General features: G+C 44.3%; 21 protein-coding genes. All 21 read right to left on the reverse strand.

Features of this window, described 5'->3' with window-relative positions; translation table 11 throughout:
• Positions 1-11: 11 nt before the first annotated feature.
• Positions 12-980: an ornithine carbamoyltransferase gene (argF, locus tag NST74_RS27385; RefSeq protein WP_042192355.1), complete on the reverse strand. Its 969-nt coding sequence runs from the start codon at positions 978-980 to the stop codon at positions 12-14.
• Entirely contained in the window at positions 977-2,263 is a 1,287-nt protein-coding gene (locus tag NST74_RS27390) for an aspartate aminotransferase family protein (RefSeq protein ID WP_341115450.1), read from the reverse strand. Before NST74_RS27390 ends, argF begins: the two co-directional genes overlap by 4 nt.
• 70 nt (positions 2,264-2,333) lie before the next feature.
• Positions 2,334-3,164 carry an acetylglutamate kinase gene (argB, locus tag NST74_RS27395; protein ID WP_341115451.1) on the reverse strand — a complete coding sequence of 277 codons (831 nt, stop codon included), beginning with the start codon at positions 3,162-3,164 and terminating at the stop codon, positions 2,334-2,336.
• Positions 3,165-3,205: 41 nt separating this feature from the next.
• Positions 3,206-4,438 (reverse strand): bifunctional ornithine acetyltransferase/N-acetylglutamate synthase, encoded by a 1,233-nt coding sequence (argJ, locus tag NST74_RS27400; protein WP_341115452.1) that lies wholly within the window; start codon positions 4,436-4,438, stop codon positions 3,206-3,208.
• A 20-nt stretch (positions 4,439-4,458) separates the two neighbouring features.
• Positions 4,459-5,514, reverse strand: a complete 1,056-nt coding sequence (argC, locus tag NST74_RS27405) for an N-acetyl-gamma-glutamyl-phosphate reductase (protein WP_445668163.1) — start codon at positions 5,512-5,514, stop codon at positions 4,459-4,461.
• 175 nt (positions 5,515-5,689) lie between these two features.
• Complete coding sequence (locus NST74_RS27410; RefSeq protein WP_042131326.1) at positions 5,690-6,574, reverse strand: YitT family protein; 885 nt, start codon at positions 6,572-6,574, stop codon at positions 5,690-5,692.
• 153 nt (positions 6,575-6,727) lie between these two features.
• Positions 6,728-7,841, reverse strand: a protein-coding gene (gene prfB, locus NST74_RS27415; RefSeq protein WP_139328511.1) for a peptide chain release factor 2 whose coding sequence is annotated in 2 segments (ribosomal slippage) — positions 6,728-7,768 and positions 7,770-7,841 — 1,113 coding nt in all. Because the reading frame shifts where the segments join, the coding sequence is not laid out codon by codon here.
• 363 nt (positions 7,842-8,204) lie between these two features.
• Positions 8,205-10,712, reverse strand: a complete 2,508-nt coding sequence (secA, locus tag NST74_RS27420; protein ID WP_341115453.1) for a preprotein translocase subunit SecA — start codon at positions 10,710-10,712, stop codon at positions 8,205-8,207.
• 280 nt (positions 10,713-10,992) lie between these two features.
• Entirely contained in the window at positions 10,993-11,541 is a 549-nt protein-coding gene (gene hpf / locus NST74_RS27425; protein ID WP_042131328.1) for a ribosome hibernation-promoting factor, HPF/YfiA family, read from the reverse strand.
• A 229-nt stretch (positions 11,542-11,770) separates the two neighbouring features.
• Complete coding sequence (locus tag NST74_RS27430; RefSeq protein WP_341115454.1) at positions 11,771-13,213, reverse strand: S-layer homology domain-containing protein; 1,443 nt, start codon at positions 13,211-13,213, stop codon at positions 11,771-11,773.
• Between the two features lie 385 nt (positions 13,214-13,598).
• Entirely contained in the window at positions 13,599-13,796 is a 198-nt protein-coding gene (locus tag NST74_RS27435) for a cold shock domain-containing protein (protein ID WP_019915069.1), read from the reverse strand.
• 235 nt (positions 13,797-14,031) lie between these two features.
• Positions 14,032-14,373 (reverse strand): hypothetical protein, encoded by a 342-nt coding sequence (locus tag NST74_RS27440; protein WP_341115456.1) that lies wholly within the window; start codon positions 14,371-14,373, stop codon positions 14,032-14,034.
• Positions 14,366-14,776, reverse strand: a complete 411-nt coding sequence (fliS, locus tag NST74_RS27445; RefSeq protein ID WP_341115457.1) for a flagellar export chaperone FliS — start codon at positions 14,774-14,776, stop codon at positions 14,366-14,368. The genes NST74_RS27440 and fliS overlap by 8 nt, the downstream gene beginning before the upstream one ends.
• A 19-nt stretch (positions 14,777-14,795) precedes the next feature.
• The gene (gene fliD, locus NST74_RS27450; RefSeq protein WP_341115996.1) at positions 14,796-16,658 is read right to left on the reverse strand and encodes a flagellar filament capping protein FliD; all 1,863 of its coding nucleotides are present in this window, start codon (positions 16,656-16,658) and stop codon (positions 14,796-14,798) included.
• 48 nt (positions 16,659-16,706) lie between these two features.
• Entirely contained in the window at positions 16,707-17,099 is a 393-nt protein-coding gene (locus NST74_RS27455) for a flagellar protein FlaG (RefSeq protein ID WP_341115458.1), read from the reverse strand.
• 172 nt (positions 17,100-17,271) lie between these two features.
• Positions 17,272-18,786: a flagellin N-terminal helical domain-containing protein gene (locus NST74_RS27460; protein WP_341115459.1), complete on the reverse strand. Its 1,515-nt coding sequence runs from the start codon at positions 18,784-18,786 to the stop codon at positions 17,272-17,274.
• A gap of 221 nt (positions 18,787-19,007) precedes the next feature.
• On the reverse strand, positions 19,008-19,253 hold the full coding sequence (gene csrA / locus NST74_RS27465; RefSeq protein ID WP_341115999.1) for a carbon storage regulator CsrA: 246 nt from the start codon (positions 19,251-19,253) through the stop codon (positions 19,008-19,010).
• 1 nt (position 19,254) lies between these two features.
• Positions 19,255-19,701 carry a flagellar assembly protein FliW gene (locus NST74_RS27470; RefSeq protein WP_341115460.1) on the reverse strand — a complete coding sequence of 149 codons (447 nt, stop codon included), beginning with the start codon at positions 19,699-19,701 and terminating at the stop codon, positions 19,255-19,257.
• A gap of 117 nt (positions 19,702-19,818) precedes the next feature.
• On the reverse strand, positions 19,819-20,385 hold the full coding sequence (locus tag NST74_RS27475) for a DUF6470 family protein (RefSeq protein ID WP_341115461.1): 567 nt from the start codon (positions 20,383-20,385) through the stop codon (positions 19,819-19,821).
• A 15-nt stretch (positions 20,386-20,400) separates the two neighbouring features.
• Positions 20,401-21,318: a flagellar hook-associated protein FlgL gene (flgL, locus tag NST74_RS27480; RefSeq protein ID WP_341115462.1), complete on the reverse strand. Its 918-nt coding sequence runs from the start codon at positions 21,316-21,318 to the stop codon at positions 20,401-20,403.
• Between the two features lie 15 nt (positions 21,319-21,333).
• Positions 21,334-22,917, reverse strand: coding sequence for a flagellar hook-associated protein FlgK (flgK, locus tag NST74_RS27485; protein ID WP_341115463.1), 1,584 nt, complete (start codon positions 22,915-22,917; stop codon positions 21,334-21,336).
• Positions 22,918-22,948 lie beyond the last annotated feature (31 nt).

Raw genomic sequence — 22,948 nt, forward strand, 5'->3', positions numbered from 1 at the left:
ATTTAAATTCCTTAACTCATCAGAGCAGCCATTAAAGCCTTTTGCGCATGCAGACGGTTCTCAGCCTGATCAAAGATGACAGAGTTAGGGCCGTCAATCACGCCTGTGCTGACCTCTTCCTCACGGTGGGCCGGCAGGCAGTGCAGGAAGAGATAATCGCTCTTCGCACCTTTTACAAGCTCCTCATTGACCTGATAGTCCTTGAATGCCGCTTCACGCGCCTTTTGCTCCTCTTCGAAGCCCATGCTCGCCCACACATCGGTGTAGATGACGTCAGCGTCTTGTACAGCTTCTTGCGGGCTGTGAGTAACCACAATCTTCGCTCCGGTTTCTTTAGCGATCTCACGGGCTTCTGCTACAACCGCTGCATCCGGCTCATAACCTTCCGGTCCGGCAATAGATACGTCCACGCCCAGCTTAGCTCCGCCAATCATCAGAGAATGCGCCATATTGTTGCCATCGCCGATGTAAGCCAGCTTCAGGCCTTTGAGCTTTCCTTTGTGCTCATAAATCGTTTGGTAATCCGCCAGCACTTGGCAAGGATGTGCCAGGTCGCTCAGGCCGTTGATTACTGGAATAGAAGCATACCGAGCCAGATCCTCTACTTTGTCATGACCGAAGGTACGGATCATAATTCCGTCGAGGTAACGTGACATTACTTGTGCTGTATCGCCAACCGTTTCACCGCGTCCAAGCTGAATGTCATTTTTGCTCAAGAAAAGGGCATGCCCTCCCAGCTGATACATTCCAACTTCAAACGACACGCGCGTACGAGTAGAGGATTTTTCAAAAATAAGACCAATCGTCTTTCCCTTCAGCGGCTGAAATTCTTCGCCATTTTTCTGCTTCTTCTTCAGCTCAATCGCTGAATCAATCAGATACGTAATTTCTTCCGGGCTGTAATCGTTCAGCTCCAGTAAATCACGGCCTTTCAGTTGCTGTGCAATGGTGTGCTTGTTACTCTGTACGCCCTGACTCATGAGCTTACCTCCCCGTTTGCTTGTTTAGCATAAGTATGAATGAGTTCGGAGACGATGTCTACCGCCTGGTCGATCTCCTCTTTACTTACATATAAATTAGGCAGCAGGCGAAGGACATTAGGACCCGCTGTCACGAACAACAGGCCTTTCTTTTGTCCAGCCAAAACAATATCGCCCACTGGTGATTGACATTCAATCCCGATCAACAGACCTTTACCACGGATATCCTTGACAAAAGAACAGTCTGCCAGCTTCTCTTTCAAAAGACCTGTCAGGTATTTACCCATTTCCTCGGCGCGCTGTGGAAGCTCATCCTCCAGCATCGTCTCAATCGTCGCTGCCATAACCGCTGTTGCGAGCGGTGTTCCTCCGAAGGTGGACGCATGGCTGCCAGGTGAGAATGCTTCACGCAAATAGCCTTTGCCAAGCATTAAGCCCGCTGGGAACCCACTAGCAATCCCTTTAGCCAAAGTGAAAATATCTGGTTCAATTCCATAATGCTGATGAGCGAACAGCTTGCCTGTACGTCCCATACCTGTCTGTACCTCATCTACAATCAGAAGCAATCCGTGCTTCTTGCACAGTGCCACTACAGCGTTCAAGTACTCTGGTTCTACCTCAAGCACGCCTCCCTCTGCAAGCACCATCTCCAGCATGATAGCAGCGGTATGATCACCGATAGCAGCCTCTAATGCCGGGAGATCATGCAAGGGTACAGTTTTGAAGCCTGCTGGAAGCGGCAGGAAGCCTTCTTTTACCTTTTGCTGACCTGTAGCTGTTAGTGTGGCTAGTGTACGTCCATGGAAGGATTGTTCAAATGTGATGACCTCATAACGGTCGACACCTTTTACCTTCTGGTGGTAACGACGAGCCAGCTTAATAGCAGCCTCATTTGCTTCTGCTCCACTATTACAGAAAAACACTTGATCAGCGCAGCTATTCTCTGTCAAAAGATTTGCAACTTTGTCCTGTCCAGGAATATGGAACAGGTTCGAGACATGCCAGAGCGTATCAATCTGATCCTTCAGCTTCGCACCGACTTTTTCAGGAGCATGACCTAGACTGGTCACAGCTAATCCACTTGTGAAATCAAGATACTTGTTGCCCTTATCATCCCATACCCAAGTGCCTTTGCCTTTAACTAAGCTGAGATCGTATCTGGCGTAAGAAGGGAATACCGCGCTAAGCTTGCCTGCTGCAACATCCGGTGTACCTGATCCTACTGTATCGGTCTGCTGTGCCCCTGCTTGCAAATCCAATTCAGCTTGTGTAAGCTTGCTCATTCTAAGTCACTCTCCCATCGGCTGCTCCTGTGTACCAGGCTGCACCTCTAAATGATATTCATCTATGATTCTACGAACGAATAATACGTGTGCCTATCGCTTCACCTTGCAGTACTCGGCTAAGCACCCGCGGTTCTTTTCCATCCACAATGATAACCTCTGAAACGCTGCCTTGAATGCAATCGATCGCTGCCCGTACTTTGGGGATCATGCCGCCGTAGATTTCTCCACTTTCAATTAAAGCTTCGATTTCCTGTACGGTAACGGATGGAAGTACAATTTTTTGACCCTCCACCGTACTCATAATGCCAGGCACATCTGTGACCACGATCATTTGGGGAGACTCTACATAAGAAGCGACTGCCCCTGCTGCTGTATCTGCGTTAATATTGTAGCGCTGACCTGCAGCATCTACACCGATAGGTGCAATGACAGGAATATATCCCATCCCAACAATACCATTTACGATCTCAGCCTTCACTTCCGTTACTTCTCCTACCAAACCTACTTCAGCGCTATTAGCTACGGGTCTAGCAGTAATCATATTTCCATCGATGCCGGATAGCCCTAGAGCTAGACCGCCACTTCCTTGAATTCGCCTTACAATTGCTTTGTTGATGCTCCCTGCCAGCGTCATCTCTACGACATCTAGTACTGCCTCGGTGGTTACCCGCAGACCGTTCACGAAGCTGCTTTCAATGCCCAGCTTTGCTAGATTCTCTGAAATGGCTGGCCCTCCGCCATGAACAATTACAGGCTGAATGCCTTCCTGCTGCAAATCTCGTAAATCTTCGAAAAAAGAATCAGGAAGAGCAGCCAACGTACTGCCGCCGCATTTCATCACAAACAATCCACTACCATCTAATGCATCTATGAGTTCAAGCTCGCTATTTAGCGTCATATGTTCGGTATCCTTCCCTTGTGGGCTTAAGCCGCCACAAATTAAGTACGGTATGCAGCGTTAATACGCACATAATCGTAAGTTAGGTCACAGCCCCAAGCTGTAGCCTTTCCGGTTCCATCATGCAAATCTACAGTGATCAGCACCGTTTCACTTTTTTGCAAATAAGCCAAAGCCTTCTCTTCATCAAAAACAACCGGCTTCGAGTGCAGTAGCACCCCAATATCACCTAAAGAAATGTTTACGCGCTCCGGCGATACCGGAACACCCGCGCGTCCAACCGCTGCAATAATTCGTCCCCAGTTCGCATCCGCTCCAAAAATAGCAGATTTCACTAGACTAGAACCTACCACTGTCTTGGCAATCGCTGCAGCAGCTTCGTCATGAACTGCACCATTCACTTGAACCTCAATCAGATGAGTCGCACCTTCTCCATCACGAGCAATCGCTTTGGCAAGCGTCTGGCAGACATACGTGAATCCTGCAGCAAAAGCATCCCAATCCGGATGCAGTCGAGTCAGCTTCTCATTCCCTGCAAGCCCACTCGCCATCGACACTAACATATCATTGGTACTAGTATCTCCATCGACTGTAATCATATTAAAAGTAACGTTCGTAGCAGAACGAAGTAGACTGTGTAAATCTTCCGCTGAAATATCAGCATCTGTAGTCATAAAACCGAGCATGGTAGCCATGTTAGGATGAATCATCCCGGAGCCCTTCGCGGCTCCAGCAATAATAACTTCTACACCGCCAACAAGCACCTTCACGGCAACCTCTTTTTTAACTAAATCAGTTGTAAGTATGGCCTGACAGAATTCCTCCGCTCCAGCAGCCCCACCGTCCAGCTTCTCTGGTATTGCAGCAATACCGCTACGTACGCAGTCCATTTTCAGTAATTCACCAATAACTCCAGTTGAAGCGACAGCAACATCGTTAACTTTCACGCCCAAATGCTGGGCCGCAGCAGCGCGCATCTCATAAGCATCGGCTTCACCTTGTTCACCAGTGCAGGCATTAGCATTCCCGCTGTTCACGACCACCGCCTGCAACGTTCCGTTCACAAGGCTTTCCCGCGTCACCTTCAGCGGAGCCGCCTGAAAAACATTCGTCGTATACACGGCGGCAGCCGTAGCTGGAACCTCACAAAGAATCACTCCGAGATCGTTGCGGTCCGTTTTTTTCAATCCACAGTGCAGTCCTCCGGACTTAAATCCTTTAGGTGAAGTAATGCTTCCACCTTCCAAGGCAGTAAATAATTCAATCTCGCTCATGTTATTTGTACCGCTGATCCTTATGGATACACAGGTGTGTAGCCGAGGCCAAGGGTTTCCTCCCATCCCATCATCAAATTAAGGTTCTGTATTGCCTGACCTGCCGCACCTTTTACAACGTTATCAATGACGGAGACTATGGTCACCCGCCCTGTACGAGCATCTGTCGCAAATCCGATATCACAATAATTAGAGCCGCTAACTTCTTTTGTTGCCGGAATCACACCTACATCGCGCACCCGCACATAAGGTCTGCCCGCATAATATTCACGATATAAATCCACAAAATCCTGCTCCGTATAATTGCCCTTCATTCCTGCATACATCGTACTCATAATGCCTCGGCTCATCGGTACGAGATGTGTGGTGAATGTTACGGTTACCTTTTCTCCAGTAATCTCCGAGAGCGTCTGCTCGATTTCCGGTATATGTTGATGTTTATTTAATTTATAAGTTTTTAAGTTCTCATTTATCTCTGCATAATGCACCATCAGGCTCGTTCCGCGTCCTGCTCCGGTAACCCCGGATTTCGCATCAATAATAATACTGTCATGCTTAATCCAGCCTGCCTGAATCGCAGGAATTAGTCCAAGAAGTGTAGCCGTAGGATAACAGCCTGGATTAGATATAAAATCAACCCCAGCCACACGCTCTCCGAACACCTCACAAAGTCCGTATACAGCCTGTTCTAGGTATTCATCAGCAGGAGCCGTATGTTTGTACCAGTGCTCATACTCTGCGCCATCCTTCAATCGGAAATCGCCGGATAGATCTACGACCTTAAGTCCAACTTCCAGCAGCTGCGGGACCAGCTTTGCACTTACACCCGACGGCGTAGCCGTAAAAACCACATCCGCCCGCTCAGCCATCTGCACCGGATCAACGCCATCCAGCCTTCGGTCAATAATGCCCGTCAAATGAGGAAACCCTTCCTCTATCGCATCCCCTGCACTAGATGAGGAAATTACCGAAGTAATCTCTACTTTAGGATGACTTTGTAGTAGCCGAATCAGCTCTACGCCTCCATAACCCGTTGATCCAACAATCGCCGCCCTCAGCTTGCCTTCCACTGTCATCCCCACTTCCTGCTTATCATGAATATATTATTTAATATAATGCATACCGTCTTAGAAATATGTATTATTATACATCCCTATTAATATAAATACAACACAATATGTGAACTTTATTCATCCTAAATATAACCTCATTTAGAAAAAAAGAGAAGCGTCGCCTCCCCCGTAGGAGAGATTACGCTTCTCTTTTAAACCCTTCGCCTAACACTTCATGTGCTTCGGTAATAATAACAAATGCACTTGTATCTACGGATTGGACTATCGCTTTTAGCCTTGACACTTCATTCTGGCCTACCACTACCATCAGAACGGTACGTGCATCGCCAGTGTACCCGCCATGTGCGTCCAGCTTTGTCAGTCCACGATCCAGATCATTTAATATCGCCGCAGATATTTCATCTGTCTTGTCCGAGATAATATATGCAACCTTCGTATAGCGGAAGCCTACTTCTATCGCATTAATGGCCTTACCTGTCACAAACAATCCAATCAACGCATACAGCGCTTGCTCCATACCGAGAATAAACGCAGCCAGTACAATAACCGTCCCATCCAGCAACACAACGGAAACCGAGAAGCTGAGACCCGATATTTTTTGAATGATTTGCGCCAAAATCGTAAGACCACCTGTTGAGCCCCGTCCGCGGAACACGACGCCAAGCCCCACTCCCACACAGATACCGCCATAGATGGAGGCTAAAAGTGGATTTGTTGTAGGTGTAGGTAAATCTTTTGTCAACAAGATAAATAGCGGCAGCACAAAGCTCCCAAGCAAGGAGCGAACGCCGTATTGTTTACCAAGGAAGATTACTCCGAGCACAAACAACGGGATATTAAGTGCCCATTGCGTAAATGCCGGTTCAGCCCCAAACCAAGCTTCAGCCAATACAGAAAGACCCGATACACCACCAGAAGCTATATGATTAGGCAGAAAAAAAAGATTAAAACCCAGTGCCGTGATTAGCGAACCGATCAGAATAAGCGTTGTATCCACCACATGACGGACGGGTCCATTCAGTGGAATCAGCGGGGGTTTATTACGAGAATTGATTTTTTGCATTTCATGGCGCTCCTTAAAGTGTCATCTTGCTCTACGTAAGAAGAAACGGGTACCCCATTCAGATCAAAGAATGGTATCCGTTTCCCCGAAAAATAAATATATAGATAAAGTATGGAGTAACTTTATACTCTCCTATATTCCCGAAAAAATCCCTTAGTCCGCCTCAACCTTGATCTGGCTACGCAAGTAGCCATCGATGAACGCATCCAGATCTCCGTCCATTACCGCACCCACATTACCCGTTTCTACGGAAGTACGGTGATCCTTGACCATGTTATATGGATGGAATACATAAGAACGGATCTGACTGCCCCAAGCGATATCGGATTGCTCACCGCGAATCTCATCCAATTGCTGCTGCTGTTCTTGCAGTTTGCGCTCATATAGTTTAGAACGTAGCATCTTCATTGCTTGTTCCCGGTTCTTGATCTGTGAACGTTCATTCTGGCAGGTTACCACCACACCCGAAGGTAAGTGAGTAATCCGTACCGCAGAGTCTGTAGTATTGATATGCTGACCACCGGCACCGCTCGCACGATACGTATCGATCTTAAGATCCTCGGTACGGATCTCAACTTCTACGTCATCCGTAATTTCCGGAACTACGTCACAGGATACAAAAGAGGTATGGCGTCTACCAGAAGAGTCAAACGGAGAAATCCGCACCAATCGATGTACACCCTTTTCAGCTTTCAGATATCCATATACATTGAAGCCTTTGATGAGCAGTGTGACACTCTTGATTCCTGCTTCATCACCCGGCAAATAATCCAAAACCTCAACCTTGAATCCACGTTTCTCAGCCCAACGGGTATACATCCGCAGCAGCATTTGTCCCCAGTCCTGGGATTCCGTACCGCCCGCACCCGGATGGAGCTCAAGGATTGCATTCAGCTTGTCATACGGCTGGTTAAGTAGCAATTGCAGCTCGAATTCATCCACTTTTCTGCCTAAGCTGCTGATTGTCTCCCCAATCTCTGCCGCAAGATCTTCATCGCCTTCTTCGTCCGCAAGCTCTGCCATCATCGCAGCATCGTCGTATTCTTGTTGCAGCTTCTCATATTGATCCACAGAAGATTTCACGGCATTCATCTCACCGATCACACTCTGTGCTTGCTCTGGATTATCCCAGAAGCCTGGAGCAGCCATTTTTTCTTCAAAGTTAGAAATCATCTCTTGCTTAAGATCTAAGTCAAAGAGACCCCCTAAGGTCAGTTAGTTTCTTGCCTATTTCACGCAGATCTTGCTTTACATTCGCTTCTATCATAGGTCACTTCACCTTTCAAAATAGGTTGTTACGGTCTTCGCTCTAATGGATAGTTAGTGCGTGAGTGATTAGCCATTCCGAGAAGGATTGGACTTCCGATCGCTGTTATCCTCAGATTCCTTGATTAGATAACCGCAATTGGGGTTGGAATCTGAAGATAAAGGCGAGCGCTACGCTTCTACAGAACAATTCCACCTGCTCCGCTCTATGATCACCCAACTACTAAATATCCAAAAAAGCGACTGGGCCGTAAACGGGGGATACCCCCGGGCCCAGCCGCTCTTTATGGTTAGTATACCCATAGACATCAGGGATACAGACTTACATCTTACTCCTGATTATGAGTGCTACTGAACGTTTATCTTATGCGTTTTGACCGTGGCAATTCTTGTACTTCTTGCCGCTTCCGCAAGGGCAAAGATCGTTACGGCCAGTCACAGCCTCAACATGAACCGGACGTTTCTCAACAGGCTCTCCGTTTGTAGAAATCTTGTCTTCATCAATAACGGATTGACGTTCCTGATTCGCTTCGATGTGAGCCTTCATAATATAAGTAGCTACTTCTTCTTGAATCGTAGCAGTCATAGTATTAAACATCTCAAAACCTTCGAATTGATACTCGCGAAGTGGATCCGTACCCCCGTAAGCACGCAAGTGAATCCCTTGACGCAATTGATCCATTGCATCAATATGATCCATCCATTTGCTATCTACGGAACGAAGCACGATTACCTTCTCGAATTCACGTACGAGTTCTGAACCTAGACGTTCTTCACGTGCAGCATATTTCTCAAGCACACGTTCGAAAATAAACTCGATGATCTCCTCTGCTTCCTTACCCCATAGAATATCACGGGTCAAAGCACCTTCTTCAAGCAGCTTACTGTTTACGTAATCAGCAACTTCTTGCAGTTCCCAGTTCTCAGGAATATCATCGCTACAGTGTGCAAGAACGATACGCTCAATTACTGGTTTGATCATTTCAAGCACGATATCTTTAATATTATCAGACTCCAAAATCTCACGGCGTTGTTTATAAATAATTTCACGCTGCTGATTCATCACGTCATCATATTGCAATACGACTTTACGGATATCAAAGTTATTGCCTTCAACACGTTTCTGAGCAGATTCTACAGCACGTGTGATCATGCGGCTCTCAATCGGCTGATCTTCCTCAAATCCGAGACGATCCATCATAGTTAGAACGTTGTCAGCACCAAAACGCTTCATAAGCTCATCGCCAAGCGATAAGTAGAATTGCGTAGAACCAGGGTCACCTTGACGACCTGCACGACCGCGCAGCTGGTTATCAATCCGACGCGATTCATGACGTTCTGTACCAATAATATGCAGACCTCCAAGATCTGTCACACCTTCACCTAGAACGATGTCCGTACCACGTCCAGCCATGTTGGTAGCAATCGTAACTGTACCCGGTTGACCTGCATGTGTAATGATTTCCGCTTCTTCAGCGTGATGCTTCGCGTTAAGCACTTGGTGTCTAACACCTTTACGCTTCAGCATTTCAGATACGAGCTCTGAATTCTCGATTGACACTGTACCAACCAGTACAGGCTGGTTCTTTTTGTGACGCTCTACAATTTCTTCCACAACAGCTTTGAACTTACCGTTCTCACTCTTGTAGACAACATCCGGCATATCTACACGTTGATTCGGTTTGTTCGTAGGGACTTGAAGAACCTCAAGACCATAAATCTTCTTAAATTCCTCTTCCTCAGTCTTCGCTGTACCTGTCATACCGCCCAGTTTGCGATACATACGGAAGTAGTTCTGGAATGTGATCGTTGCAAGAGTCATACTTTCATTCTGTACTTCAATTTCTTCCTTCGCTTCAATCGCTTGGTGCAGTCCATCGCTATAGCGACGTCCTGACATTAGACGTCCTGTAAATTCATCGACAATAACGACCTCACCCTCGTTTACAACGTAATCTACATCACGACGCATAATTACGTTTGCTTTCAGGGCTTGGACGATATGGTGATTCAAGGTCACATGACTGTGATCATACAAGTTCTCAATACCAAAAGCGCGCTCAGCAGTAGCTACACCTTTTTCAGTCAAGGCTACAGACTTCACTTTAATATCAACTGTGTAGTCTTCCTCAGCTTTAAGCTTTTTCACGAAACGGTCTGCTGAAAAGTACAATTCTGTAGACTTCTCAGCTTGTCCGGAAATGATAAGAGGTGTACGTGCTTCATCAATAAGAATAGAGTCCACTTCATCAATAATACAGAAATACAGAGGGCGCTGAACCATTTGCTCTTTATAGAGCACCATGTTGTCACGCAAATAATCAAAACCAAATTCGTTGTTCGTGCCGTACGTAATATCGCAGGCATAAGCAGCTTGTTTATCAGCATGGTCCATACCGCTCAGGTTAACCCCAACCGTCATGCCCAGGAAGTTATAAATTTGTGCCATTTGTGCGCTATCGCGCTGAGCCAAATAGTCATTGACCGTTACTACGTGTACACCTTTACCTAGCAAAGCATTCAAATACACTGGCAATGTACCTACTAGCGTCTTACCTTCACCAGTCTTCATCTCGGAGATTCGGCCTTCATGCAGAGCCATACCACCAATCAGCTGCACATCAAAATGCCGCATACCAAGTGTCCGCTTGGAAGCTTCACGCACGGTTGCAAATGCCTCGGGAAGAATTTCTTCCAAAGTTTCGCCTTTTTCAATACGGGCACGGAATTCTGCTGTCTTAGCTTGTAACTGATCATCAGACAGCTTTACAAATTCCGGTTCCAATCCATTAATTACATCGACTGTCTTCATGAGACGTTTAACGTCACGATCGTTGGTGTCTCCGAATATTTTCTTTACAAGTCCTAGCATGGTTAACCCCTTTCATGCAACACAGATGGTGGAACCGAGCCCATCCTCACAAAATTGAAAGGGCCATTTATAAATTCGATTCCGCTGCTTCATAAATTGTAACAGTTTGTAAGAGATGCCGCAATACAAGGTGTATCAGCCACATTTTTCAAATCTAGCCGCTTATACGCACAAGAGCCCTATTCGCTTGCAGCGAATAGGGGCTCGGTTTAAATTTCTTAGGTTCTGACTAACTCTCGAAGCCCTTTATACTTAGAGCATAACTGGCATCACTTGGATCTTAGCCCTGTTCAATCAGTCCATATTTACCATCATCACGTTTGTAAACTACGCTTACTTCCGAGGTGTCGATATTGGAAAACACAAAGAAATTATGTCCTACCATATTCATTTGAAGAATCGCTTCTTCAACATCCATCGGCTTCATCGTAAAGCGCTTGTTCCGCACAACTTCTAAATCATCATAATCTTGTTCTTCTACAGCAACAGCGGTACTTGCTCCGTCCACAAACAGCGTCTTGAGTCCCTCTTGACGGAACTTACGATTGATCTTCGTTTTGTGTTTGCGAATTTGACGTTCTAGCTTGTCCACAACGGCATCTATGGAAGCATACATGTCATCGCTGCGATCTTCCGCACGAAGCGTCACGCCAGCAAGCGGAATGGTTACTTCCACCGTATGAAGGCCGCGAACTACGCCAAGCGTCACAGACCCTTCAGAGGTAGGGGGTGCTTCGAAATACTTCTCAAGTTTGCTGAGCTTCTTATCAACATACTCTCTCAAAGCGTCGGTCACGTCAATTTGTTGACCTCGAATGGTGAATTGCATGGCCACTCCTCCTTTAGTTACACCTTCATTATACCAAATTGTTAAGGCTAAGTAAAAAGTAATTCCTTACAGCCCTTACAATTAGATAACAATTATTGTCGTAGTGTTCACAAATAAAACAAGTCCGGCAAGAGCAACTATTCGCCTCACCGGACCAAGAGTAAACCTGTCGTTATTATAGTACGAATTCCATTCTTATATTCCCAAACTGAGACAGTATAAGATTAAGTTACTTGGTATGAATTTGAATGATTTCTACAGGTGACAATTGCGTACCCGATCCTGTAATAACGTATACCTTATAGGCAGTATTGGCTGTCAATCCAGTCAATGTATGCGTATGTTTTACACCAGGAGCGAACGTAAGCGTGTCCGTCCATGGAGCAGTCAATGCTGTACCAGTACTATTCTGGCCTAAAGAAATTTGTGTTGCGCTAGGTGCTTTTTCATTAGCAGGCAATACTACATATCTTACTGGGGTTGGAGCGGCACCTGTCGCACCATATTTAATATATACATCTGCTGTAACTGTACCTACTTGTCCTGGCTCAAAAAATGTAATCGAGTTTGTACTTGCCTGAGCAGTAGTTAATCGAACAGTTGTCACAGTAGACAGATTGCCAGATGCATCCGCTGCTACGATATATGTTGCGTATTCTGTCCCAGGATTCAATCCGTAAACAGAGAAGGTAACCGTTGTGTTGGTCATAGTTGCAACACTACCATGAATTTCGCTTGCAGTTCCATTGCTGATTTGTCCATTTTCCACCTGCAATGCACTCGGTGCACTTACGTTAGCACTATAAGGAGCTACAACATAATATACTGAGCCCGTTACGGTAGATGTCAGGTATACATCGGCTGTTACCGAACCAACGTTACCATAGGTTGCTCCACTTACGGTTGGTGTAGTGACAGTTCCGCCATCACCGTTACCAGATCCACCACCGCTGCCTCCACCTGTACTACCCCCAGGGGTAGCTGTTGGCGTTGGGGTAGCTGTTGGTGTCGGAGTAGCTGTTGGCGTTGGGGTAGGAATTACTCCACCACCTGTACCGCTACCTGGGTAATAGATCACTGAAGTATTGATAATCCCTACAGCCTCTGCACGTGTTAACGATCTCTTAGGACCGAAGGTTCCGTCCGGATAACCGTTAATGATCTTCTTATCGGCTGCAGCGGCTACTGCACCTTTTGCCCATGCTGCAATTTGTGCATTGTCTTTAAATTTGCTAGTAGTGGTATTAGTGCTCAATTTAAGTAATTTCGCAGCCATTACAGCTGCCTCTTGTCTTGTGAGCGGACTATTAGGACGGAACGTATTGTCCTCGTATCCTCCGATATAACCAGCTTCCACGGCTTTAGCCACTTCACTGTAGTTCCAGTTTGTACTTTTCATATCTTTAAAGCTTACAGTTGCTTTTTGTGTAAAACCGAACAGGCGATTTACCAGAGTCACATACTCTCCACGTGTAATTGCCTTATTTGGTTTAACAGTACCGTCTGGGTATCCTCCAAGGTATCCTCTATCTAGCCATTCCTGTAGCTGACCTTGGGCCCAGTGACCTTGAATATCCTTAGGTACGGAGGCGGCAGATGCGCTGCCAAGAGATCCTAATAACATACTAACTCCTAAAACTCCGGTCATAAGACCGCGCAACTTCTTTTTCATCCTGCTAATCATCCTCCTAAAAGTTTTGATAGCATAGGCTATATGAATCTTTTCTTAGATGTATTGACCTAGGCTAACATAGTGTGCGTCGAGGTAAGATAAACAGCTCAACGTACAACTATTACCCACATTTCGAAGAGTTCTAACATTTTCCATAATATGAATTTACAAAGCACGCAATTTTCTAGCTTTTAACAGCCTTATTAGAGGTTTATGAGAGCACAAAATATCCCCACAAAGTGGAGCTTTACTTCGATGCATACTCAGGTACTTTGCGGGGGCCCCAAACACAAAAAAAGGACCTTGGGAGAGTTCCCAAGATCCTTGCTAGCGCTGTCTAAATTGCTAACCATCTACTTATATGTAGGTCGGCTTAGCCGTATGATTATAATTTGATTACGTTAGCTGCTTGTGGTCCGCGTGCACCTTCAACGATATCGAACTCTACGGATTGGCCTTCATCCAAAGTCTTGAAACCATCAGTTTGAATCGCGGAAAAGTGTACGAATACGTCGCCACCGTCTGCAGTTTCAATAAAACCATAACCTTTTTCTGCGTTAAACCATTTTACTTTACCTTCCATTGATTAAACATTCCCTTCGTCATCAGATGAACGTGAGTCTTGCTCACAAATCGACTATACCACCGCAACTTCTTTATTGTCAATTGGAAAAGTAAATGTTTACATGCAATAATTTACCACGTAAAATATGACATTTATCTCTCCCTAATTAAGAAATAGATTTGGTATAACGATAAAATAAAAAGCAGACGGTATTTAATACCCGTCTACTCCTATAGTGAAACACTGAAATCATTTATTTTCTGCGATCCATTAGAAAGCTGTCTGGGGTGTAAGCGGCCTCGTAGGCGCTGCGCTGTACCTTGGCCTGATTACGCTTCTGCAACCATTCCAGAGCCTCGAGGCAAAGAGTGTTCATGCGAGCAGTGATTTCTGAATCGTGATGCAAAATTCGTTCAATTTCGACTTTTTGCGCTTCCGTTGCAGGAACCAACGAGAACTGTCGGATGATGTCATCAATTAATTTCTGACGCTCGTCCACGAAAGACTCTAACTCTTCAAATTCAACTTCGTATAACCGCTCCATTATTTTCTGCGTCAATTGCTTCAACTCTATAATAAGCTTATCTTTATCCATTTGAAATTTCCGTAGAAAACGGCGGCTGACCTAGACCTGCTGCGATTTTGGAAGCCTGCAACCACGTTTCCCGTAGTTCAATCAAATATCCCACCGCTTCCTCAGCCTTTGTTGTATCTTTGCGTATATTGGCCTCAACAAGTAAGAAATTTGTATATTCATAGAGCGAATACAGGTTCTTGGATACTTCATAATTATTATCAAGAGTGCTCATCAACTCACTGACAATGGTTTGGGCCTTGCCAAGATTGATATTGGTTTTTTCAAGGTCATCCCGCTTTAAACCATCTAAACCAGCCCGAATGAAACGAATCGCTCCATCATAGAGCATAAGTACCAGTTGAGCAGGCGTAGATGTCTGAACAGAAGACTGCCGATATTTATCGTAAGGAGAATTAATCAATAATCTCACCCTTTAACTATTATGATGATAGACCTAAGCTGGAGAGTAAACTGGAGGACTGGGATTGCAACTTGCTCATTGCTGTTTCCATGGCAGTAAACTGTTTGTAATAGCGGTTTTCAGCATTAACGAGATTCTTATTCATAACTCCGATTCTTCTATTATAATCCTTTAGTGTCCTTCCCATGACACTTTCTTCCTTGAAACTACTAGTCAGGTCCATTGTAAATCTGTTAGTACCAGCACGATCAGAGATTTTTTGAATCGCACTTGTCATATTAGCGGCTAACTTATCAAATAAACCAGAATCTGAGGCACTTGCTGGACCTTGAAACAAATCTAAAGCAATTTGAGGATTGGCACTGATAGCTTTCTTCAACTTTGTTTCGTCCTCAAGTATTAATTTGCCGTTCTCCATATACTTCCCTGTGGTAATACCAAGCGCACCGAGTGGACCGAGTTGTTGAGTAATAACCATGCGCATCTCAGACAAAACAGTTTTCATGATATCGTCATTTTTGAAGAGCCCACTCTTTGCTTTTTCTGTCCAGCTTTTTATATCATCTTCTTTCAATTCCTTTTTCTGCTCGTCCGTCAATGGCTTGAAATCTCGGAACTTGGCCTCATCAACTTTTGTGTTGAGCATTTTGATCAAATCGTTATAATCTTCTATAAATCCCTTGATGGTTTCTAAAACTTTTTCTGGATCAGATTGATTTTTTACTATAAGGGGGGTATCAATCTCTGTTCCACCACTGTCCTTTACAATAGTCGCCTTCAACAAAGTGAGTTGAAAACCATTAATTGTGAAAGTATTACTCTTTATATTATCAAGTTTTTCACCATTGATAGTAACTTGTGCATTCTTCCCATCTATGACTTTCTCAATAGCATCATTTCCAATTACTTTTGGCACTGTCCCTTTAAACATCTTTAATAGCTCATAGGAACCGCCGCCCATAACTACTGCACCATCATCTTTGCCTACAATTTTTAATTTTTTTCCATCAAAACTAGCTATAACATTAGCTCCAACCTGATCATTAATTCCCTTTACCAAATTAGCAATTGTAGTGTTTGCATCGAAATTAAAGGACTTTCCATTTATACTAAAGTTGTATTTCTTCGAATTAGCTTCTTCCACTGTTAAATTTTGCAGTTGTCCCATTGTTGTTGTAGATTCATCTATCGTTGATTCCAACCCATTTGTTTCAACAACTTTTGTTTTTGAAAAAAGACCAATTAGTGCGTTCCCTTGCGCGGGATTAACAATCTCTACAGTTCCACCCTCACCACTATCTTTTGCAGAAATTGTTAACTTTCCTGTAATTTCATCAAAACTTGCAATCGCATTTGCTTTTTCATTTGAATTAATTGTTGCTACCAATGTAGAAATGGATGTGCTGCCATTGAAAAGCGACTTACCATTCTTATCTTTAAAATCCGCACCATTTATTTTAATATCAAACCCTTTATTCAGATACTCTTCCACTTCTTTTGGAGTCATGATTGACAGATCAACATTATCTAGCTTAGCTAATGATGTAGACCCTGTTATTCCCTGACCTAGTCCAGGTGTTGAGTAGGTCGTTCTGGTCGCCAATTGAGTAACGCTGATCTTCATTTCAATTCCATTGGCCATCGACGTTGCCTCAGCTTTTACCGCATCTGTATTTCCTGTGACAACCGCCTTATTAGCATTCAGTGCGGAACTGCTACCATACTTAGTTCCCAATTTATTAGTCCGGAAATCATAGAGCCTACTGTTCAACTCACGATAACCTTCCCGCTTCCATTCCAGTAGCTGTTTATCTTGATTAAGTTTTTCAAGTGGCACTCTTTTGGCGTTCATCATATTCTTGACCATACTGTCAATATCCATTCCCGAGAATCCGTTTACTCGTGTAACCAAAACAACACCCCCATAATGTTATATTTTTTCGTCTACCAAAATCCCGGCGATCTCCATCATATTGGCTACAAGATCCAGCGTTTTCTCTGGAGGAACTTCACGAATCAACTCACCAGTGTCTTTATTGAGTACCTTCACCATAATTTCATGCGTCTTTTCATGAATTGAAATCTCTAGAGTGGTCAACGGTCCTTGTAATGATTTTACCGCCTGTTCAATTGTACGGATGAGTTGTTTTTCGGCAATTGACACGTTTACTCCCTGCATTTCTTTTGCACTCATATCTTTGCTGTCTCTGATCAAAGATGTTTTACTAGCCTGTGACCCCGCACCTGTATTTTGCTTGTTGTCTGCGGCTCCGCTCTGTCCCGTTATATTGGGAGTAGCAGTAAGCGAGAATTGTATATTCATTAATTCGACCTCCAACAAAGCTCGATTTATACTATATATCGGTTTATTTGAGGGATAATTTAGGACTTTAACCTGTCAAGCAAAAAAATAACACTTCCAGCAGCAGATTGATTACCAAAACAAAAAAAGGCCCCAGGGATATCCCCAGGACCAGAAAAAAGCAGAATTAATTTTAACGAAGCAATTGCAGAACGCCTTGCGGTTGTTGGTTCGCTTGAGCCAACATAGCTTGGGAAGCCTGTGCAAGAATGTTGTTCTTGGTTTGTTGCATCATTTCTTTAGCCATATCTACATCACGGATACGGGATTCAGCAGCTGTCAAGTTCTCTGAAGAAGTTCCCAAGTTGTTAATGGTGTGTTCCAAACGGTTTTGAACAGCACCCAGTTTTGAACGTTCACCAGATACATTTTCAAGAGCGCTTTGAATTGTAGTAATAGCTTTGGAAGCATCTGCTGAAGTAGCGATGCTGATTTTTTCTCCTCCAATAGTAAGACCAAGCGCTTTAGAAGACATATCCTCAATGTCAAGCTTCATTGTTTGATTCTCATTGGCACCAATCTGGAAAGTAGCGGAGCTGTCAGTTCTTGCTGCAAGAGCATCCTTAGCTTTCAGACCATCGACAACAAGCTTGTCTCCACCAGCAATATTAGCTGCACCTTTATTAATAGTAAGACCGTTGTAAGTGATGTTACCTGATCCATCTTTACCAGATCTGTCCACAGTAGTGGATACATTGCCAGACGCATCTGTAAATTTATCTGTTACTGTAAGCAAAGTGGCACTAGCATTAGTGGACGCTTTAGCTGCTGTACCTGCACCTGATCCAAACAAAACGTTAGTTGCACTTGTTGCACTTGCAGTAGTTTGTAAGATATTAAGTTGAGTAGCTGAAGCTGCCTTGCTGGAAACAACCAATTTACCATCAACTAATTCAGCCTTAGCATTAGTTTGTGTAGTGATTGCATTCATTAAATCTGCTACAGTACTGTTAAGGTTAATACCTGTCAGTGCAGTTTCAGAGCCAGAATCACCTACTGCTAGACCTGCCACATCTGTAATGCCTAGAGAAGCAAGAGTTTCTGTTCCATTAAAGTTAGAAGCTGTTCCTTTTACTTCACCAGCAACACCTGTTGAGAACGTAATTTCATGTGTACCAACTTTATTACCTGTAAGAACACCGGTTGCTCCTGTGATATTAGCAGTCGAAGAACTTTTGAAGTTAGCTTGTCCTTCAACTACTCCAGCAGTTGCAGTTCTTGCAGCTCCAAGGTTACCATTCAACAGTTTCTTAGTATTGAATTCTGTTGTGTTCGAGATACGATCGATTTCATCAACAAGTTGGCTAACTTCTTTTTGAAGTTCTCCACGGTCCAGGTCGTTGTTAGTATCGTTTCCGGATTGCACTGCGATCTCACGCATACGTTGCAAGATGCTGTGAGTTTCGCTCAAAGCACCTTCAGCTGTTTGAATCAAAGAGATACCGTCTTGAGCATTACGGGAAGCCTGATCCAAACCACGGATTTGACCGCGCATTTTTTCGGAGATTGCCAGGCCAGCTGCGTCATCACCTGCACGGTTGATGCGAAGACCGGAAGACAGTTTCTCGATATTTTTGTTAGTGTTGGCAGTGTTTGTAGACAGTTGGCGATGAGTGTTCAAAGCCGCGATATTGTGGTTGATAATCATTTGATATTTCCTCCCTGAAATTAAGTTAGTTCCACATCCATGTGGTAAACGCCGAACCATTAAGGTCGGCCGCCCTGCCGGATCAGCGTCTACTACATATATCGACGGCATGTACCCAACTGTTTAGAGCATTTCGAAGTTTTTTTAAAATTTCTTGGAGAATCTGCCTATATCACAAAAAAACCTGAGGCTGCAGCCCCAGGAATGAGTTTTGTAGACACTTATTCGTTATTGCCATTGGGTACGCGAAGCCGATGAATCAGCGCATTAAGATCCGATTGCAACGGAGCAGCCGATTCACGGTTTGCTTCCTGTATAGACAGATATACTTCTTTACGGAAAATATCTACATGCTTGGGAGCGGCAATGCCTATTTTAATCGTATCTCCCTCCACACTTAAGACCGTTAGTTCAATCTGATCTTGAATGACGATGGACTCCCCTTTTTTGCGGGAAAGCACGAGCATATTATCCACCATCCTTTCCGTCTATTGCTGGCTGCTCTTGCAGCAGGCTATGCTTGGTGTGATAAGCTGTTCTGTGTAGAACAATTTGTTTACCCGCTTTACCATCAGGATTCAATACAATGGGAGCCAGCAGATTGATTGTAGACTGCTCAACTTGTTCCTTCAGCGTAATGATGCAGCGGACAACCACATTCGAACCAATCCGGAGCTCTTCAGCTTCATCATCCAGCAGTTCAAATTCATAGGAGGGATAAAATATAAACGGATCACCAAGCAGAAAGGATAATCCTTCGTTCTTCACTGACTGCAAGTACCAGAAGGGAGATTCAGCCATTTCTATCAATGCGAAATCTGTTTCTTCGTCGAATCCTGGGATTCCTTTAGAAAAATGATAAAGCTGTTCCTCGTTCACTTCAAGTTTGCCCCAAGACAGTGTTTCTATAATCAAGTTGTTCACTCCTCAAAAGTTCTGCATAGCAAAACTGGTTCTTAACTTACTTCATTCGGATTCTAAAGAACAGAAAAGCTATAGAGGCGCTTTCCGGCACATCTATAGCTTAAGAAGCTACAATTGAACATTCAGTTCTGGTGGAATAAACTGAATCGAAGCGTATTGCTGCATGTATATGTTCAACTTCCCACGGGTATATTCAATTTCTGGATTATGTCTCTCCACCTGAATATCCACTTTTGCGGCTCGAAAATCGATTTGTGGGGCTCTCGTTTCGATGTGAATATCCACATTGTCGTAGGATGCAGGTCCTCGAATCTCCGGAAACGAATTCGGCTCGGTATCTGTGCCGTAAACTTCTGCAATTGTGTTACCAGGTCTGAAAAACTGAGCCATACGGTTCCCTTGCTCGACCTTCCTAGCAATCCCCTGAAGATACAACTGCTGAATTCCAGAGTAAATCCGTCTATTCATATCGAGCATTTTCCCGCCATTATAGGCTTCCCATGCTCGAGATTGATCTACAGTAAGCTCAGGCCGAGTGGATTGAACCGTTAATTGCCCCGGAGTGGTTGTAACATTGACCTCAGCCTTTGGCTGGGCTATCGAATATGTGCCCGGATCAGCATCAATGCCAATCACTGCAGGCTTCTGACGGATTTGCAATATCGGCTGAAGCAAGGAGCACCACCTCCGTTATCTGATAAAGTCTACGAGTGTTGTGGAAATAATCTTTGCACCCACAGACAAAGAGGCATTATAGATATTCTCTTGAATCTTAGAGTTCATAATCAAACCCTCATAGTCCGCATCTTCAGTCTTAGCCTGTAAATCTGTTAAGTTAATATTCAAATCACTAAGCCGATCCTGCATTAATTCCACACGATTGGTTTTGGCGCCTATTTCAGAGCGCGCCGTCAGAATTTTTTCCACCCTTGTATCAATTAAACCAAGTTGTGCCGATATTCCTTTGGAATCACCAGATTTCAAGGCAACTGATAATTGATTAATGATTGCAAACAAATTGTCAGCATCCCCAGTATTACCAAAAACGTCATTGCCAGTCGTACTAATTGGCATACGTACATCTTCACCTACTATAAACTGAATCTGCCCGCTATCTGTGGTAATCGCCTTGGAGACATCATAAGTGCCATCTGCACCTTTAGTGAAATCATAAGGTTTTGTGTTGTATTGTTCGCCATTAAAGATATACTTCCCATTTAGCGTACTGTTCCCAATATCAACAATCTGCTCTTTCAACTGCATCACTTCTTCGTTAATACTATCAAGTGCTGACTGGGGGTTAGTTCCTGTCGCAGCCTTTACTGTCAATTCACGAATCTTCTGTACAACGTCCCCAGCTTGACCTAGGACTGTATCATTATAATCCAGCCATGAAAGGGCACTATCTACATTCTTGGTATATTGCTCATTAGATGAAAGTTCCGCACGGTAACGCAGGGAGTATGTAATCCCTACAGGATCATCGGAAGGCTTATTGATTTTGCGGCCGCTTGAAAGCTGTAGCTGTGTGTCATTCATCGTACGGGCATTACGGTTTAGGTTAAGCAGAAGCTGTGAATTCATCATGTTAGAGGTTACTCTCAACATACGTTATATCTCCTTTTATCTGCCGACTGTGCCGGTGGAATTAATCAATTTGTCGAGCAGTTCATCAAAAGTAGTCATAAAACGCGCAGCGGCACTATAAGCGTGCTGGAACACGAGCATATTCGACATTTCCTCATCCAGAGACACTCCGCTAACCGATTGACGACGGGAATTAACCTGCTCTACCAGATAATCTGAGTTATCGGTTTGACGCGCAGCCTCTTGTGATTGAATACCTAACTGACCCACCATGGAGCCAAGAAGCCCACCAACAGTATTGCTAATGCTACCGTCCGGCGTAGTGAATTTACTATCCTTGAGGTTCGTCAATAAAAGAGCCAAGGTGTTATTTCCTTTAACGACCTGCGTGTTGCCAGCTGCATCTACAGTAGTACGCAGTGAGGTTGCGAATAAACTAACATCCGCAGCAATTTCCGGATTCAACTTGATCGTTCCAGCGTCACCAGAGGTTACAAAGAAATCACGGCCGGAGCTTCCATCCATTGCATAACCTAACTTGTGAAGTCCGTTCAAGCCTTTAACAATGGTCTTGGTGTCCTCATACATTGTTGCTCCCTTAGGCATAGCCTGACCTGCAGCCAATGTAACTACGGTGCCATCTGCTTGTGTAATCTTAGCATCAGTAGTCAACAACGTACCTTCAGGAAGATTTGAACCTGCAGGTATTGTAATTTCAACATCACCAGTAGCAATCGTACTAGCCATATCGTTGAGTTGTTTCTTGTAGTCGGTAACATAAGTATTTTTGGAGAAAATCATTCCGTAAGCCTCTCCGCCCTTCAAAGTACCGGCGGCGTAAGCATTATTAAGAAATGCGCTATCTACGTTTGCAGTAACTTCTCCACCCTCTACCAACGGCTGTCCACCCAGAGAAACGTTATAACCAGCTTCCGTCTCCACAACGGTAATATTTGCAATCTTGGATAGCTTGTCCGCCATCAGATCGCGTTGATCGCGTAAATCATTCGCTTGATCACCCATACCCTCAATCTTATAGATCGATTTATTCAAGTCTGCGATAGCGGTCAGGTAGCCCTGAGCCTCTTTTGCTTTAACGTCAATATTAGTAGTTAGATCCCGATCAAGATTATCTAATTGCGTGCTCATATAATTCATAGCATCAGTCAAAGATTGTGCAGTCTGTACTACAATCTTTCGTGCGGTAGGGTCTTCCGGGTTTTTACTAAGATCTGACCATGATTTCCAAAAATTATCTAGAACTGTACGAATACCTGTATCCGATGGTTCATTAACAATCGCTTCTAGTTTAGAGAGGGTATCTGCTTGAAGTTTCCAGTTTCCAAATGCAGAATTCTCACCACGGTACTGATCATCCAGAAACATTTCCCGAATCCGATCGATAGACGAGAATTCCACCCCAGTACCCATTTGACCAGGAACAGTAGATTTATTAAATCCGTACGCTTCAATAGGTAAAGCGGCCTTCATATTAACACGTTGACGGGTATAACCCTCGGTATTCGCATTAGCGATATTATGTCCAGTTGTATTAAGAGCTGCGGTCTGAGTAAAAAGGCTGCGTCTCGCGGTCTCTATCGAGTGAAATGTGGATGTCATGCTTCTTACTCCTCCTTATGTTCTGCTCCAG

The organism is Paenibacillus sp. FSL F4-0125 (genome assembly GCF_038008565.1).
Taxonomy (GTDB): domain Bacteria; phylum Bacillota; class Bacilli; order Paenibacillales; family Paenibacillaceae; genus Paenibacillus_AQ.

Excerpts from the sequence above, each read along its gene's own strand:
- argF (WP_042192355.1), bottom strand. The coding sequence starts at position 980 with ATGAGTCAGGGCGTACAGAGTAACAAGCACACCATTGCACAGCAACTG.
- NST74_RS27390 (WP_341115450.1), bottom strand. The coding sequence starts at position 2,263 with ATGAGCAAGCTTACACAAGCTGAATTGGATTTGCAAGCAGGGGCACAG.
- argB (WP_341115451.1), bottom strand. The coding sequence starts at position 3,164 with ATGACGCTAAATAGCGAGCTTGAACTCATAGATGCATTAGATGGTAGT.
- argJ (WP_341115452.1), bottom strand. The coding sequence starts at position 4,438 with ATGAGCGAGATTGAATTATTTACTGCCTTGGAAGGTGGAAGCATTACT.
- argC (WP_445668163.1), bottom strand. The coding sequence starts at position 5,514 with ATGACAGTGGAAGGCAAGCTGAGGGCGGCGATTGTTGGATCAACGGGT.
- NST74_RS27410 (WP_042131326.1), bottom strand. The coding sequence starts at position 6,574 with ATGCAAAAAATCAATTCTCGTAATAAACCCCCGCTGATTCCACTGAAT.
- secA (WP_341115453.1), bottom strand. The coding sequence starts at position 10,712 with ATGCTAGGACTTGTAAAGAAAATATTCGGAGACACCAACGATCGTGAC.
- hpf (WP_042131328.1), bottom strand. The coding sequence starts at position 11,541 with ATGCAATTCACCATTCGAGGTCAACAAATTGACGTGACCGACGCTTTG.
- NST74_RS27430 (WP_341115454.1), bottom strand. The coding sequence starts at position 13,213 with ATGAAAAAGAAGTTGCGCGGTCTTATGACCGGAGTTTTAGGAGTTAGT.
- NST74_RS27435 (WP_019915069.1), bottom strand. The coding sequence starts at position 13,796 with ATGGAAGGTAAAGTAAAATGGTTTAACGCAGAAAAAGGTTATGGTTTT.
- NST74_RS27440 (WP_341115456.1), bottom strand. The coding sequence starts at position 14,373 with ATGGATAAAGATAAGCTTATTATAGAGTTGAAGCAATTGACGCAGAAA.
- fliD (WP_341115996.1), bottom strand. The coding sequence starts at position 16,658 with ATGGATATTGACAGTATGGTCAAGAATATGATGAACGCCAAAAGAGTG.
- NST74_RS27455 (WP_341115458.1), bottom strand. The coding sequence starts at position 17,099 with ATGAATATACAATTCTCGCTTACTGCTACTCCCAATATAACGGGACAG.
- NST74_RS27460 (WP_341115459.1), bottom strand. The coding sequence starts at position 18,786 with ATGATTATCAACCACAATATCGCGGCTTTGAACACTCATCGCCAACTG.
- csrA (WP_341115999.1), bottom strand. The coding sequence starts at position 19,253 with ATGCTCGTGCTTTCCCGCAAAAAAGGGGAGTCCATCGTCATTCAAGAT.
- flgL (WP_341115462.1), bottom strand. The coding sequence starts at position 21,318 with ATGTTGAGAGTAACCTCTAACATGATGAATTCACAGCTTCTGCTTAAC.
- flgK (WP_341115463.1), bottom strand. The coding sequence starts at position 22,917 with ATGACATCCACATTTCACTCGATAGAGACCGCGAGACGCAGCCTTTTT.